Source organism: Gluconobacter roseus NBRC 3990 (assembly GCF_006538885.1).
Classification (GTDB): domain Bacteria; phylum Pseudomonadota; class Alphaproteobacteria; order Acetobacterales; family Acetobacteraceae; genus Gluconobacter; species Gluconobacter roseus.
This window is the reverse complement of the sequence record NZ_BJLY01000002.1, coordinates 327,753-342,966: the sequence shown is the minus strand read 5'-3', so window position 1 is coordinate 342,966 and position 15,214 is coordinate 327,753. Positions and strand designations below refer to the sequence as shown.

Annotated in this window: 16 protein-coding genes; 5 read left to right on the top strand and 11 right to left on the bottom strand. The window is 58.5% G+C overall.

The window, feature by feature from the left end:
• Positions 1 to 25 precede the first annotated feature (25 nt).
• A complete protein-coding gene (locus tag GRO01_RS05500) occupies positions 26 to 1,201 on the top strand; it encodes an HpnL family protein (RefSeq protein WP_062510638.1) in 1,176 nt (391 codons plus the stop codon).
• Positions 1,198 to 2,079: a prephenate dehydrogenase/arogenate dehydrogenase family protein gene (locus tag GRO01_RS05495; protein ID WP_062510512.1), complete on the top strand. Its 882-nt coding sequence runs from the start codon at positions 1,198 to 1,200 to the stop codon at positions 2,077 to 2,079. Before GRO01_RS05500 ends, GRO01_RS05495 begins: the two co-directional genes overlap by 4 nt.
• Before the next feature lie 47 nt (positions 2,080 to 2,126).
• Here the strand turns inward: GRO01_RS05495 and pyk are convergent, their stop codons facing one another.
• From pyk to GRO01_RS05475, 4 genes are all read right to left on the bottom strand, one after another.
• Positions 2,127 to 3,557 (bottom strand): pyruvate kinase, encoded by a 1,431-nt coding sequence (gene pyk, locus GRO01_RS05490; protein ID WP_062510514.1) that lies wholly within the window; start codon positions 3,555 to 3,557, stop codon positions 2,127 to 2,129.
• A gap of 23 nt (positions 3,558 to 3,580) precedes the next feature.
• Positions 3,581 to 4,507: an SH3 domain-containing protein gene (locus GRO01_RS05485; RefSeq protein WP_174787411.1), complete on the bottom strand. Its 927-nt coding sequence runs from the start codon at positions 4,505 to 4,507 to the stop codon at positions 3,581 to 3,583.
• 84 nt (positions 4,508 to 4,591) lie between these two features.
• Positions 4,592 to 4,969, bottom strand: a complete 378-nt coding sequence (locus tag GRO01_RS05480) for a DsrE family protein (protein WP_062510518.1) — start codon at positions 4,967 to 4,969, stop codon at positions 4,592 to 4,594.
• Positions 4,966 to 5,736: a HesA/MoeB/ThiF family protein gene (locus GRO01_RS05475; protein ID WP_062510640.1), complete on the bottom strand. Its 771-nt coding sequence runs from the start codon at positions 5,734 to 5,736 to the stop codon at positions 4,966 to 4,968. The genes GRO01_RS05480 and GRO01_RS05475 overlap by 4 nt, the downstream gene beginning before the upstream one ends.
• Before the next feature lie 101 nt (positions 5,737 to 5,837).
• Between GRO01_RS05475 and GRO01_RS05470 the strand changes: the two genes are divergently transcribed.
• Positions 5,838 to 6,359: a DUF2939 domain-containing protein gene (locus tag GRO01_RS05470; protein ID WP_062510520.1), complete on the top strand. Its 522-nt coding sequence runs from the start codon at positions 5,838 to 5,840 to the stop codon at positions 6,357 to 6,359.
• Positions 6,360 to 6,363: 4 nt separating this feature from the next.
• Here GRO01_RS05470 and GRO01_RS05465 read toward each other — a convergent pair whose 3' ends face one another.
• Positions 6,364 to 6,588: a DUF3126 family protein gene (locus tag GRO01_RS05465; protein WP_011253749.1), complete on the bottom strand. Its 225-nt coding sequence runs from the start codon at positions 6,586 to 6,588 to the stop codon at positions 6,364 to 6,366.
• Positions 6,589 to 6,776: 188 nt separating this feature from the next.
• On the opposite strand from GRO01_RS05465, the gene GRO01_RS05460 reads away from it, so the two are divergent.
• Entirely contained in the window at positions 6,777 to 7,376 is a 600-nt protein-coding gene (locus GRO01_RS05460; RefSeq protein ID WP_062510642.1) for a hypothetical protein, read from the top strand.
• A 43-nt stretch (positions 7,377 to 7,419) separates the two neighbouring features.
• Here GRO01_RS05460 and GRO01_RS05455 read toward each other — a convergent pair whose 3' ends face one another.
• The 6 genes from GRO01_RS05455 to GRO01_RS13370 form a co-directional block, all read right to left on the bottom strand.
• Positions 7,420 to 8,118, bottom strand: a complete 699-nt coding sequence (locus GRO01_RS05455; RefSeq protein WP_062510522.1) for a pyridoxine 5'-phosphate synthase — start codon at positions 8,116 to 8,118, stop codon at positions 7,420 to 7,422.
• The gene (pdxA, locus tag GRO01_RS05450) at positions 8,118 to 9,119 is read right to left on the bottom strand and encodes a 4-hydroxythreonine-4-phosphate dehydrogenase PdxA (RefSeq protein ID WP_062510524.1); all 1,002 of its coding nucleotides are present in this window, start codon (positions 9,117 to 9,119) and stop codon (positions 8,118 to 8,120) included. Before pdxA ends, GRO01_RS05455 begins: the two co-directional genes overlap by 1 nt.
• A gap of 2 nt (positions 9,120 to 9,121) precedes the next feature.
• Positions 9,122 to 10,546, bottom strand: a complete 1,425-nt coding sequence (locus tag GRO01_RS05445; protein WP_062510526.1) for a M20/M25/M40 family metallo-hydrolase — start codon at positions 10,544 to 10,546, stop codon at positions 9,122 to 9,124.
• Between the two features lie 100 nt (positions 10,547 to 10,646).
• Positions 10,647 to 13,739, bottom strand: a complete 3,093-nt coding sequence (locus GRO01_RS05440; RefSeq protein WP_062510528.1) for a glycosyltransferase — start codon at positions 13,737 to 13,739, stop codon at positions 10,647 to 10,649.
• A gap of 45 nt (positions 13,740 to 13,784) precedes the next feature.
• Entirely contained in the window at positions 13,785 to 14,306 is a 522-nt protein-coding gene (locus GRO01_RS05435) for a protein-export chaperone SecB (protein ID WP_062510530.1), read from the bottom strand.
• 113 nt (positions 14,307 to 14,419) lie between these two features.
• Positions 14,420 to 14,791, bottom strand: a complete 372-nt coding sequence (locus tag GRO01_RS13370; RefSeq protein WP_306414165.1) for a hypothetical protein — start codon at positions 14,789 to 14,791, stop codon at positions 14,420 to 14,422.
• An 84-nt stretch (positions 14,792 to 14,875) separates the two neighbouring features.
• Here GRO01_RS13370 and GRO01_RS05425 point away from each other — a divergent pair, with 84 nt between their 5' ends.
• On the top strand, positions 14,876 to 15,214 hold the full coding sequence (locus GRO01_RS05425; RefSeq protein WP_062510645.1) for a LapA family protein: 339 nt from the start codon (positions 14,876 to 14,878) through the stop codon (positions 15,212 to 15,214).

The following is a 15,214-nucleotide window of genomic DNA, read 5'->3' as shown; positions in this document are numbered from 1 at the left end:
GCGATAGAGCGTGTGCAAACGGCATGTGACGAAGACGTTGAAAAAAACTCTCCCAGTTCTCCTTTCCCTTCTTGGGGTGGCCCTGTTCACCTTCATTGCGGCCAAGGCGGGTATCCATCCCGTCATGGAAGCACTCTCTAAAGTCGGGGTCGGCGGTTTCCTGCTTCTCGCGGCCTTCCAGCTCCTGATCGACATCGGCCTTGGAATTGCATGGCATGCAGCGGTGCCAATGCTGGGCGTACGACGCCTGATCGGGGCACGTCTGGTTCGTGACAGCGCCGGGGCATGTCTCCCCTTTTCCCAGCTTGGCGGAATGGTCATTGGTGTCCGCGCGACGCTCGCCGGTGTTGATCCGCGCACGACCAAAGGGGAAGAGCTGCACTGGCCGGAAGGCGTGGCAGCCAATCTGGTGGACATCACGACAGAAGTGCTGGGACAGATCGCCTTCGTCCTGATCGCCCTTCTCTGTCTGATCGGTCATCATGGTGCCGGAAAATTCGTCTGGCCGCTGATTGGCGGCATGGTGCTGCTGAGCTTGGGTATTGCAGGCTTTATCTGGACCCAGCATCGCGGCGGCGCGATGATCCGCAAAGCCGCGGCTTTTCTTGGACGCCATATCGCTGCCGAATGGCGCGAGGCCCTGATTGGCAATACGGAAACCTTTCAGTCACGACTCGAAGATCTCTGGAGCCGTCCGGACAGGATTTCCCTTGGTGCGCTCTGTCATCTGGTATGCTGGCTGGGCAGTGCAGCCATGACCTGGCTGGCGCTTCAGCTTCTTGGCGCACATGTCGGGTTTTTCTCCTCTGTTGCCATCGAGGGTGTGGTCTGCGGCATCATGTCGGCCGGTTTTCTCGTTCCCGGCGCGCTCGGTGTGCAGGAAGCGGCCTATGTTGCACTGGGCATGATCTTCGGGATCGATGCCGAGATTTCCCTCAGTCTTTCCCTGCTGCGTCGCGGACGTGACATCCTCATCGGCATTCCGGTTCTGCTGGTCTGGCAGATCATCGAAATGCGTCGTCTCCGTCATGAACGCAACGGCTCAACAAAGAAGAGTGAGCCCGCTCAAGTGCCTGCGCGGAAGAAAGGCATTACCCCGGCTGTGACGGCACTCGCTGGCAATATCAAGAAAGAGACCACGTCGCGGGACGGCAAGAAACCCGAAGACAATTCCTTTGCGACGGCTCCGCGAGTCCTATGACACCACTTTTCAGGTCTCTTGCGGTTATTGGTCCGGGACTCATCGGATCATCCGTCCTTCGCCGTGCCCGGGAAACAGGCACCATCGCTGGAACCCTGATTGCAGCGGATACGAGCTCCCGTGTCCTTGAGCGAGTTCGTGAGCTTGATATCGCCGATGTCACGACAGCTGATTTGGCTGAAGCCGCACAGGCAGACTGCGTCATGATCTGCGTGCCGGTCGGCGCGGTGGAACAGGTGGCCCGACAGCTTCTTCCGCATATGAAGCCGGGCAGCATTTTGACGGATGTGGCATCCGTCCGAGGGCAGCTTGGTCCGAAGATTACGGCGATATTGCCCGAAAACGTGGCTTACGTCCCGGGGCACCCGATGGCGGGCACCGAGCATTCCGGCCCGGATGCAGGCTTTTCAACACTATTTGAAGACCGGTGGGCACTTCTGGTACCGCCCGAGGGCGCAGATCAGAACGCTATTACGACGATCGAGAAGCTCTGGACGCTGTGTGGCGCCCGCACGAAGATCCTGACTGATGACGAACATGACCGGATCTGTGCCATGGTCAGCCATCTGCCGCATCTGCTGGCCTTCACGATCTGTGATACGGCCGACAATCTTTCTGACGAATTGCGAGCCGCCGTGCTGGATTACGCAGCCTCGGGTTTTCGCGATTTTACACGGATTGCTGCTTCGGACCCGGTGATGTGGCGGGATATTTTTCTTGCCAACCGCGAGGCCCTTCTGGGCACGCTCGACAGGTTCGTGGCTGATACGCAGGCGATGGCGGATGCGATCCGCAAGGGCGATGAAGCCGGCATCATAAACCGGATCGAGCGTGGGCGTGCGATCCGGCGGACCCTGATTGAAAACCGTCAGGCCTGATACAGGATGTTATTGCTGCGGAGGCATGCCCCCGCAGCAGATAAGGTTTAGGCTGTGACGACACGAAGGGTATTTGTGCTGCCGGAATGACCGTACGGCAGACCTGCCAGAACCAGAACATGGTCGCCCGTCTTGCAGAACTTCATGCTGCGCGCCAGATCGGCAGCCGGGCCAGCAAGGTCCTCGATCCCGTGAGCCGTCTGCTCACGATCCACGACATGCGGGAATGTTCCCCACACGACGCACAGGCGTCGTGCGACGTCCAGTTCTGGCGTCAGGGCGATGATCGGGCAATGGGGCCGCTCGCGGGCCATGCGCATAGCCCCGCCGCCACCACGCGTATGCGACGCAATGGCGCCTGCATGCAGCGTCCGGCTGACCTGCCAGGCGGCCTGAACGATCGCGCACTGAACGCTCTCGTCCGGTACGGGACGCAGCCGGTCCATCCGGATGCGCCATTCGTGATCCTGCTCAACCCGTGCCGCAATCCGGGCCATCATCGAGACGGCTTCGAGCGGATATTTACCAGCCGCACTCTCCGCCGACAGCATGACTGCATCAGCACCATCATAAACGGCGTTCGACACGTCAGAGACTTCGGCCCGGGTCGGGGTCGGGCTTTCGATCATGCTTTCCAGCATCTGTGTTGCCACGATGACCGGACGGCACTGCTTGCGGGCTTCGGCAATGGCACGCTTCTGTGCAACGGGTACTTCCTCCGGGGGGAGTTCCACGCCCAGGTCGCCACGGGCCACCATGATGGCGTCTGACAGATGTACGATGGCCGCCAGATCGTCCATGGCCTGCGGTTTCTCGAGCTTCGTCACGATCGCAGCGCGACCTGCTGCGATCTCGCGCGCTTCCTGCACATCTTCCGGGCGCTGTACGAAGGAGAGCGCTACGAAATCCACGCCAAGCGACAGCGCGAAGTCGAAATCACGGCGATCTTTCTCGGTCAGGGCCGGAATGGGCAGGGTGACGTCCGGAACATTGACGCCCTTGCGCTCGGAGAGCTTGCCGCCGATTACGACAACCGTTTCAAGAAAACCTTCCCCGACATTCGTGACGCGGAGCTTGAGCTTGCCGTCATCCAGCAGGAGATGGCTTCCCTGCTTTGCAGCGGAAATGATTTCAGGGTGCGGCAGGCAGACACGCTCGGTCGTGCCCGGTGTGCGGTCCAGATCCAGACGGAAAGGCTTGCCTTCCTCAAGAATGACCGGGCCGTTTTCGAACACACCAACGCGCAGTTTCGGTCCCTGCAGATCTGCCAGAATGGCCAGCGGATGACCCACTTTCTCTTCCGCAGCCCGGATGGCGGCATGGCGTTCACCATGGTCCTCATGCGCTCCGTGGGAAAAATTAAGGCGGAAGACGTTCACGCCTGCCTGCGCAAGGGAAAGAATCATCTCGGGCGAGGATGAGGCCGGACCCAGAGTAGCGACGATCCGCGTACGGCGGTGATGGGAACTGGATGTCATATACGGCGTCCTCGATCGAAAAATCAGTTTGGTTGAATCGTCTCGCCGGGGAGCAGTCCCCAGAAAAGACGGCGTGGCAGCCAGCCTTCGTAGCCTTTCACGCTGACGCGGCACCATTGAGAGTTCTGCGGGCACAGCTTGATATTGCCGACCGTTCCCTGCTCCAGCACCGCGATGACGCTGCTATCTTCTTCCGGATGGCTCATGAGGAGCACATCATTTTTATGTGCCCGTGCCTCCTCCTGGGTGGCGACACGGGCAAGAATACGGGCATCGGCCTTGCCGATATGGTCTCCTGCCTGCGCACTGGCCTCTCCCGCCTGCGCCTTCACACCTTCGGGAGGAAGGCCGGGGATGACGAAGGTCCGGCTGCCATAGAGCGTTGCCTGATGAACCCAGCCCTTCTGGCCGTCGGAATCTTCCACAAGCCGCCAGACATCGAACTCACGTTCGATTTCCACAGGCAACCCACGGCGATGATAGACCCAGTCGATCGGATACCGGTCTCCGGGTCCACGGCGCATATAGACCTTGTCGGCTCTCAGTGCGGCGTAGCGCGGCAATGGCAGACCCGTATTGCTGCCCTTGTCCGTATTTTCGGGCGCAGGCGGAACTGCCGGTGCCGCAGGCTGGGCCGCTGCCCCTGCTGCGGCACCAGCCGCGCCAGCAGCAGCACCCGCTGCGACTGCCGGAGCGGCATGCTTCAGGGCCGCGTGATGCGTTGCCTTGTGCTTTGCGCCTGATGCCGCGGGTTTCGCTGCTTCCGCCTTGTGGTGTTTCTTGGCAGGCGCATGCTTGTCCGCGGTTTTTTCAGCCGTTTCCCCATGCTTCTTGTGGTGATGGGCAGCCCACGCGCCGGGAGCGGCGAGCAGGACCGTGCCGGCCAGAAGCGCGCGAAGAAGAGCGGAATGGCCTTTGGCAGGACGCAGAGGGAAGACAGACATTCTCATGAGCGCATCCCTGCCAAGGGCCGAGGGTTTCGGCAAGTCATCAAAACGGGAAAGACATCTTAAAAATCGTATGTTTGGGGCAACTTACAGCGCAAGGATGGGATTGTCTCCCGCCAGTTCGAGAAAGCTGACAATTCCCGCAACTGAAACTCCGTCCAGAAGGTCCGTCGGGGGCAGCGAAGCCAGTTTCAGACCGGTCTCACAGGCCATCACGTCTGCGCCGAGTTCCATGATTGCATCCCGAAGCTCGCTGAAGCCCGTTACGCCCTGTGCCGCGAGTTCGGAGTCAGGACGTACGCCCTGAAGTGCGGACCAGTCCTTTGCAAAAGCCAGCACACTGCGTCCTCCGGCAAAGATTGTAACGTCCCGTCCGAGCGACAGGCCCCCAGCTGCGACGATGAGCGCATAATGGGCCCGCTGCCATGAATCGTCGGCCAGAGTCAGGAACATGGGACCACTCATGCCGACGGACCCTCTTCATGATGGGCCGGACAGGCCGGATCCCGGTGCAGCACGAAGCTCTGTAGTGTGCCTGACAGGGCGTCCCACATGGAGACGCGTGTCTCGTCCCGCCCCTCCAGTCCGATGATCTCCCGCATGACTTCAACGGCCATCAGGCTTCCCATGACACCGGTTGCCGCACCCAGAACGCCTGCCTCTCCACAATTCGGAGCAGACGTCCGCTCGGCGTCGGGAAACAGGCAGCGATAGCAGGGACCGCCTTTCTGGGGACGGAAAACTGCAAGCTGTCCGGAAAATCCCTGTACTGCAGCTGAGACCAGAGTACGTCCATGACGGACGCAGGCATCGGAGACTGCCAGCCGTGTGGCAAAATTATCCGTGCCGTCACAGACCAAGTCATAGTGCGGGACGAGTTCATCCAGTGTCGTTTCCGTTGCCCGCATTGGATAAGGGCGGAGTTCCACCAGCGGATTCAGTGCTGCAAGCCGGGCTGCGGCGGCTTCAACCTTGGGGCGGCCGATATCGTCCGTGCCGTAAAGAATCTGACGCTGGAGATTGCTGAGATCCACCTGGTCATGATCGATGATCCCGATATGCCCGACTCCTGAAGCGGTGAGCTGCTGAAGCAGCGGAGCCCCCAGACCACCAGCTCCGACCACAAGAACGGCGGCTTTTCGCAGTCGCGCCTGCCCTGTCGCTCCGACCTGAGGCAGAAGAATGTGGCGGGAATACCGCTCCAGTTCCTGATCGGAAAAATTCATGTCCATGACATGATGATAATTGCTGACTTTCACGGGTGAAAGACGTTAGCGTCACTATCATCCATCACTGTCCTGGTGTCTCACAGGACCCGAACAGAGAAGTCATCATGAAAAACGGTTTTCGCAGGGTCATGCCGCGCGCATGGCAGGGACTTGGGGTCAGTGCCGGTGCTGTTCTGGCAGCGTATGCGGTGTCGCCATATCTGGCCCTATGGGATATCGACCGGGCCATGAGCGGGAACAATCCCTCACGCCTCGCCCCGCATGTTGACTGGGCCTCGCTGAGCCATTGCCTGAAAGAGCAGTTCACGCCCGCGGCGCCGGCTGATGACGATCTTCCGGGCTTTGGAAGCTCATTTGCGGGTCAGGTTGTCTCGAATGCGATTGACACGCACCTCACGCCAGCCACGCTGATGACGACTGCCCATCAGGTGATGCCCCATAGTGCACCAACCGCGAGCTGGCTTGGAATGTGGCATTCCATGCACGCCCATTTCGTCAGCGCGGGTAAATTCGAGGCGAGCCTGGACCAGCCGGGACAGACACCGTTCGTCCTGCACATGAAGTTCGAGCACTGGGGCTGGAAAATCACGCGATTCGAGATGCCTGCTCCGGCTCACGCCGCCTGAAAATTCAAGCGGCCGGAAGGTCTTCTTCCAGCACCGTGATGTGGATGGCGTAGGACACTTCGCCCTCGTCCTCGTCACGGTGCACCGTGCCAATCACTTCCCCAGCCACGGCCAGTTCAACGCTCATGCCCTTGCGGCTGGGCTTGTTGACGGTCAGTTTCGGAGAGCCCAGCAGGCGCTGGAGCGTGGTCTGGAGGCGTGTCACCTCGGATGGGGTCATGTCGGCCATTGATGGCATTCCTGTGCTGCAAGGGAACTGCCCTGTAACCCATCATCCCGCACAAAGGAACCCGCCTCCTCTATCCCCGTCCGGGATGGTGTTGTAGAAACAGGACACTTCACATCTGATTGTGACCTGTTCGTCATGAATCGTTCCGGGTCTGCAGTCTGCTCCCCATGATGCGCAAAGGAGACATGATGCGCCCGGTTTTCACACGGATGGTCGTTGCCCTGACGGCGACCGCGGCCCTCTCGGGATGTGGCTATTTCGATTCCCGCAGTGCTCACAAGGCACAGTACGAAATGGTTGGCATGACGAGCTATGATCTGCAGGCCTGCGCCGGTATTCCGGCTTCCACGAAGAAGCTGAACGATACAACCGAGATCTGGCAATATGACGGGAGCAAGGCCCTTCCGACGATGCCTTCGGATTCCGGATTCATCCCTGTCCAGTCGGCCATCAGCATCTATCAGTCCGCATTTGGCGGCGGCGGGACGGCATGCCGTATGCTGGTCCGCATGGATCATGACCGGGTTTCCGAAGTGCATTACACCGGCAATGACGACGAATATATCGGAACAGACGGCATCTGCTCCATCATCACCCGCGGCTGTGCCCGTCAGCGTGAATCCACGATGCGTCGTGTGAATGGTGGCCCCTTCGGTCCCGTCTCCGGTTTCCACCCGCCGCGTACGCCAGCGCAGAGTGGAACAGCCACTTATTCCGACCAGTCCGGGAAATACGTTCCCAAGTTTACGAACGACGACACCCAGCCGGTTATCCAGCCGGTCAAGTAAGCCTCAAAAAAGGCCGGAATGGTTTCCATTCCGGCCTTTTTTGTCAGCTGTTGATCAGGCTTTTCATTTTTCGGACTGCGGGTCCGAGACCATCGAAAATCGCCTGCCCGATCAGGAAATGTCCGATATTGAGTTCAACGAGGTCGGGCAGCGCGGCAACAGGCCCGACATTGGCATAGGTCAGTCCATGTCCGGCATGGAGTTCCAGACCGCATGCCGCAACAGTGTCAGCCGCCGCCTGCAAGCGCTCCAGTTCATGTGCGCCTCTATGCGCATAGGCCCCGGTATGAAGTTCCACCACAGGTGCACCCAGAGCCGCCGCAGTCTCGATCTGACGGGCATCAGGGTCAATGAACAGAGAAACCCTGATGCCGGCGTCTTTCAGCCGGGCAATCCGGGGTGCAAGGGCTTCCCGCTGTCCTGTGACATCCAGCCCCCCTTCTGTCGTGACTTCCTGACGTTTCTCCGGGACCAGACAGCAGGCATGCGGACGCAGGTCGCAGGCGATCCTGACCATCTCATCGGTCGCGGCCATTTCGAAATTCAGCGGGGCGGACAGGGCCTTAAGGCGCGGCATGTCGGCATCCCGGATATGCCGGCGGTCTTCGCGCAGATGTGCCGTGATTCCGTCAGCGCCTGACGCAATGGCGAGTTCGGCGGCCTTTACGGGATCAGGAAATGTGCCGCCCCGGGCGTTTCGCAGTGTGGCGACGTGATCGATATTCACTCCAAGACGGATCATCACCCTCTCCTCTCCCGATAAATGCTCATTTCGCCAGCCAGACGGATGGCGGCCAGAAGGCTGGACACATCGGCCCGGCAAAAGCCTGTCACAGGCCCTGCAATATCGAAAGCGGTTCCATGATCCGGTGACGTGCGGATGATCGGCAGGCCGAGGGTCACGTTCACGCCTTCTGCCATATCGAGCGTCTTGAGCGGAATGAGCGCCTGATCATGATACATGCAGATCGCGGTGTCGTAATTTGGCCGGGCATTGGCGCTGAACATCGTGTCCGGCGGTAGAGGGCCCTGACAGTTGATGCCCTGAGCCCGAAGCCTGTCGATGGCGGGCTGGATGATTGTTGTTTCCTCCTCGCCCATCATGCCGTGTTCGCCGGCATGGGGGTTCAGTCCCGCAATCGCCAGTCGCGGTGCAGCAATGCCGAAATCCCGCTTCAGAGCTGTGTTTGCAGCCTTTGCCACACTTACAATGCGATCGGTCGTCAGCGTATCCAGGGCCCGCCGGAGCGAAACATGAACCGTCACGGGCACGACCTTGAGCTGTGGCGATGCCAGCATCATGATTTCTTCCCCGGGACAGGCGCAAAGAGCCGCCAGGAACTCCGTATGCCCCGGATAGGGAAAGCCGGTAGCGGCCAGAACATGCTTAGCGATCGGGTTTGTCACAACACCGCCCGCCCGCCCTGCGAGCACATATTCAACCGCCAGACGGATGCTGCTGATCGTCGCCCCGGCGTTACGGGAATCTGGCCGTCCCGGAACGACATCCGCTTCACAGAAGACCGGCAGGACAGGCAGGCTGTCACTGAAAACAGCGCCTGCTTCCTTTGGGCTACCGATGCAGGTGACCGGAACCGCGCTTTCCACCAAGCGTGGATCACCCAGCCAGAAAAACGCCCCCTCGCCCGAAAGCCGCAGCCTTCGCCATGCCTCGACCGCGAGTTGGGGTCCGATCCCGGCCGGGTCTCCTAGCGTCAGGGCAAGCGGTTTCAGGGTTTTCATTGTCAGCCTGCGTTTGCCAGTGCCGCAAGGACCCGCACCCATGAGCGGATGCCCTTATGGAAGGAATCCAGTCCGTACTGTTCGTTCGGAGAATGGATCCGGTCGTCATTCTGGGCAAAACCGATCATCAAGGCATCCAGTCCCAGTGCATCCCGGACTTCGCCCGCAACCGGGATGGAACCACCGGAGCCCACGGTTGCGGCGGGGACGCCCCATTCGTCCGTCAGGGCTTTCAGTGCAGGCGCCAGAAAGCGGCTGTCACGGGAGACTTCAAAGCCGGGCGAACCGCCATGGCCTGTGAAGGTCACGTGAGCATCGGAAGGCAGGGCTGCACGGACATGGGCACGGAAGGTTTCACGGATGCGGTCGGGGTCCTGCCCTGGCACGAGGCGAAAGGACACCTTCGCCATGGCCTTTGCAGGAAGAACCGTCTTGAACCCCTCGCCTTCATAGCCGCCGGAAATTCCATTGATTTCGCAGCTTGGGCGGCACCATGTCTGTTCGATGGCGCTATAGCCCTTTTCGCCAGCCGCGACTGACAGTCCTGCTTCTTCCAGCAGGGACCGGTCATCGGGAAACAGCTTGCTCCACTGTGCCCGCGTCGCAGGTGCCGGATCCCGGATGCCGTCATAGAAGCCGGGCAGTGTCACGCCCCCTTCTGCGTTCCTCAGCGTTGCCAGAGCCTGGCAGAGAACGGCAATCGGGTTCGCCGCAGCATTGCCATACAGACCGGAATGCAGGTCATGGCTGGCGCACTGAATAACCACTTCCTCAGCCATCATGCCGCGCAGAGATGTTGTGATGCCCGGTGTCTTGCGATCTGCCATCCCCGTATCACAGACAAGCGCCACGTCTGCTTTCAGCTCGGCCGCATTTTCCTTGAGGAACGGGAGCAGGTTTGCACCGCCGCATTCTTCTTCACCTTCCAGAAGGACACTGACCTTGACCGGGAGTGAACCCGTCACCTGTTTCCAGGCGCGGCAGGCTTCCAGAAAGGTCATGACCTGACCCTTGTCGTCGCTTGCCCCACGCGCGACGATGACCTTGCGACCTGTGGCGTCTTCGACCAGCCGCGGCTCGAAGGGAGGCGCGTTCCAGAGCGCTTCTGGGTCCGTCGGCTGGACGTCATAATGGCCGTAGAACAGGACGTGCGGTCGATGATCCTTATCCCCGGCAGCCACTTCATGGCCAACAACCATCGGATGTCCCGGAGTGGCCCAGTGGACGTCACGGATGTCAGCCGTCATTCCAAGCTGTTCGAGTTCCCGCTGCATCCACCCGGCTGCTTTCCGGCAATCCGCTGCATGTGCCGGCTGTGTAGAAATGCTGGGAATACGGAGGATTTCGAAAAGACGCGCAACTGAATCGTCCAGATGGGTGTCGACATTCTGGAGAACGGCATCAAGTTGTTTGGAAGGTGTGGTCATTTTGTTCTCCATATTCACTTACCTGATGGCTGGAGACAGCGCGGGAACAAAATCAGCTTGGCTGTCATGTTCACACGCTGCGTTGCGGCCATTATTTTTCTCAGTTACTGCCAGCAGGTATCCGACGTGGCTGTAGCCTGATCGGCGCCGGGGCAAACTTACTATCGGTCTCGGACGGTTTGTAGATCCGCAAAGGCGCCGTTGAAGCTTCAAGAGGGGTTATACCGGCTGCCATGGCGAGAACTTCTTGCAACCCTTCATGGAGACCTGAATGTGCAGCATCATTACGTATCCGGTCCTGCGCTCCATGACTGATCGTATTCCACAGATCCATATCCGTATACAGACGGATCATGGCCTCAGCGAACCTGCCCGGATCATTGAAGCCGCCCGACAGGCAGGTTTTCCCGTCTTCCAGGCCCAGTGTCTGGCAGACAGTTTCTGAAAGAACGGCAGGCAGCCCAGCTGCTGCTGCATCAAGGATCTCACGCGGAGCTGCCGCCAGAACACGTGCGGGCTCTACAAGGATGCGACGTGATCTGTAGAGGGCCTGCATATCGCTTTCGTCAGGGAAAGCTTCCAGCCGCCGATACCTTGTATACGAAGACAGATCGACCTGCTCAGCCTTGTAACCTGCCAGCAGAACGCTTGCGTCCGGGGGAAGAGCGCGATCCAGCTTTGAAAGCACTTCATGGACAAACCAGTGAATACCGTCATGGACCGCATCGCCGCTGGTATGGACGGGCAGAACAAGCAGGATACCCTTACGCTCACTGAACGCGGGCCCTGAAGTTGCCGGAATTGGAGGCGACCCTACGACACGGACATTCGTCAGGCCGAGCGCTTCCAGATTGGCTTTTTCTTCTGCTGTACCTGCAACCACCGACTGCGTCAGCCATGCCTGATCGGTATCAAGTGCGAGTTCGTTCAGGAAACGCTCGCGATCATTCACAACCCCGACAAGCCTGCGATAATGGGATTCCGTGGAATGATTTCCTTGGACATCCACGATCATACCAAGTCTGGGTAGGGACAGCGGGTGCTGTTGCAGGATCGGGGCAGCGCGCTGCAGTGTTTCGATACCTCCAATCCATACATAGTCAAAACATCCTGCCCGTTCTTCCAGAAAATCCGGGAGTTCGGACTGGTCGCAGTCATCCATCAGTTCGATATCAGCAGGGAAATCCAGCGCAGTGGCAACACAGTCATGAAGACTGCCGTCGAGCGGAAAGACGGTTATTTGATATCCGAGCTGGCTGAGGCCGATCATCATATCGCGATGACGAAGATAGGGCGTACCCAGAGCCGTATGGGGCAATCGCTCGCACAGAAACAGGATACCTGGCGAACCACATGCAGAACGCGCCCGCATGATATTGGTGCCTGGAAGTGGTCGTCTTGAAAGCAGCCCTGCAAAGCGGCGCCTCAGCCATGCTTCATTGCGGGCACGTATTTCCGGAGCGACAGCAATGTCTGGAGCTGACCGGTCGAGTACATCCGGGTCATAGAGGATTTTTCCGCCTGCCTGTCGCAACGAGCAGCAGATGGCGATCATCTCGGCTTGCGGGCCAATACAGTCGGAATTCAGGCGGCTATGTTTATGTAATGGAAGACGTCGGCAGAACAGAAGGCCTCCGCTTATGGCATCAACCCATCGGCGAAAGGCGATTTCGGGCTCATTGGCACGCATCCCTTTGCCGAACGGTGTGAACGATGCATTTCTCCACAAAACGCTTCCAGCTTCCCTGACCCTGCTGTCCAGTCCTAAAGACTGGCCACCTACAGCCCAGATATCTGGATTTGCAAAGGCTTCAAGTGCAATTCTCAGGCTTCCAGGAAATGGCTGGATTCCGGCAGGTAGCAGCAGAACGACATCTGCACGCGCGAGTTCAAGTCCGAGCGCGATCTGTTCCGCATGCGTTGTGCGATATGGTGGTCGCACAATATGGATGCCACGGACGAACCTTTCGATCTGGGCCGTCTCGTCTGTAGAGCCTGCATCAATCAAAATGATCTGAAGACTACGATCATTGTTTGCATACAAGGCAGCAAGTGTAGAGAGCGTCTCCTGAAACTGGTTTGATACCGGCATGATGACGGTCACATCCGGTAGAGTTACAGGACGGAAATCCAGCGGCTCGCGAACCAGTGAGGGAATCAGCGTCTGTGCCCGTTGCAGGTCCAGAACCTGACACTGATCCTCCGGTATTTCCGTAACTATATCCTCTAGCGGACTTCCTTGAGATTTGACCCAGAGGGTGAAGATATCCGGTATGCCTGGACGACGCAGGCGGCGTTGGACACCACTTTGCCGGAGAAAGGCTGCAAGATCGACGCCGGTCTGAGGCCGGCGCTTTTCAGCAATACCAAAACGGACAAAATGCTCATATCCGTTTCGGAAACCGCCGCGGGACACGATATCACCCACGTCCGGATACTGTTCTGCGTAAAAAGATTCGCTGAACCATGAATTGGGATCGTAGGCTGTTGGATTGCCGTTGGTGAGGTAATGGTGGAGCGGACTCTGATATCTGTTGTTTTCCAGAGCTTCAGCAACTTCCGGATAACGTTCGAGATACCAGACCGGATCAAAATACCATGAACTGCGCCGCCGTCCGGCTGCAGAAAACCTGATGAACTGAACGAAATCACCGATTCCGAAATCATAGTGCTGTCTCTCGGCCATACTGGCGGCGCGGAAGACCTCCGGATCAAAGAATGCATGGGATTTGCGGTGTTCCTGATCGCCGATCGCAAGGTAATGGTCATAACCGTTGCAGAAACCTTGTGACGCAAGGACGTGCGGGCTCAGGTCAGGATTGCATCTGAAGTAGTTCTCTTCAGAAAAAAGCCAGTGAGGAGAGCGGCTTCTAAAGCCACTCTCACAGTAATGCAGGAAGCCGCTGTCAAAAATCCCCAGATTAATGCCTTCACGGACATCCGGGTTCTGTCGCAGATACCATTCTTCATCGAAGAAACGGTTGGGAGACAGTCCGGCTCTGGCTCCCTTCTCTTTCCAGTGGCGTTCCAGTCCCGCATCGCTCAGATCAAGCTCAGAGGGCTCTCCGCTTTCCTTGGCTTCCGTACGCAGGCGCAGCCCATATCTGGTGCGGTACCATTCTGCATCAAATGTTGCCCACAGGGGCGGTCGATCACCTGCAAAGGCCGGGGATGCAAGGATATGATCTTTCATTGATGCTGGGTCCTCTGGAGCTGCCTGCAGAACGGCTAAAAGGTTTTACCGCTGCTGTGTCCGTCGGCTCTGCCAGAGCGCATGAAAGTCTATGGGTTGGATATTGGGAGATGGGAAACCCGCCTCACGAACGGTGTTCAGCATGGCGCTGCGTGCCGGGGGAAACAGGAAGCGTGGAGCTTCAACCAGCAGCAGGGGCTCGACTGCGTCTTGTGGAATGCGGCCCGTTAGACCGAACAGGCCTGCGTAGGACAGGCTGATTTCATACAGGACTTTCGGATTGGGAGCATCCTGCGTCGGGGCGCTTTCAAAGCCCTGAGCCCGAATAACGAGACTGACTTCGAATGTCGGCTGATCTCCGAGCTGGCGTCCCGTGACATCCACCATCATTCCGATATGAGGCTGAGAAGGAAGATCCCTGTAGACGTCAGGAGTATTCTGCACATCAATGGATAATGCACGGAGGTACTGCGAACCGACAACAAGAGCTGAGGAAGAAGGCAGGGAATCCGAGACATCCAGGTTTTCTGCACTACCCGTCACGGTATCGGTATATGTCTGATCCATTTGCATCCTCATGCGGTCATCAAATCATTCATTTCGTATTGCACTGAAATGCAAGGAAATGTGGCTCTTGGCAGTCTGTCACGATGTGCGTGTTTTGACCAGCGGGACAGTTTTCAGATGAGCTTGCCCCGAAGCATTCCCAGTGCTGGAAGGGGCGTCCAGTTCCGTGGAAGATCCGAACGCTTTATCTTTTCGATCCGATATACGGGAATACTTTGCTTTTCGGTTCGCAGAAACAGGCTGTAGGCGCTGACCTGTCCAACACGCCACTGCCGGTCAGCTTCGGCTTCGCTGTGGGTCATGTAGATGTTTGCGATGACCGTGCGCTTTCCCTGTGACGCAAGAACCGCCCAGAACGTATCACTTTTCGGAAGCGCGGGCCGTAACGGAATGATTTCAGACACTGCAATCCCTTTCGGTGATACGTTGGGAATGATATCGCCACCCTGCGCAATGTCAGCACCGGCGCATGATGCCGCCTGCACAGGACATCATGATTGCTGACAGGGAATCAATCTTCCTGCCCGCACGTCTTGTTGCGCTGCAGGTAGCACGATAGGACCATGTTCATGCTCAGACTGCTCATTCTCGTCATTCTTCTTGCGGTCCTGATCGTTTTTGCCCTGAGCAATACGGATCTGGAACCCATCTGGCTGGTATCTTTCGGCTGGCATCTCTCCATCGGTACGCTCGTTCTAGGCGTTGGTGTCGTCGCCCTTCTGTTCGGCTTCCTGATCGGCCTGATCGGTGACATGCAGCAGCGTTCACGCGCCCGCCGTGCTGAACAGCATGTTCGCACGCTGGAAAGCCAGCTTGTCGAGCTTCATCAGCGTCTGGATCGCCTTCAGAACTCGGTTGGCACCCCCCTGCCCGGCACGGTTCCGGTCCAGCCAGAACAGAAGGTCTGA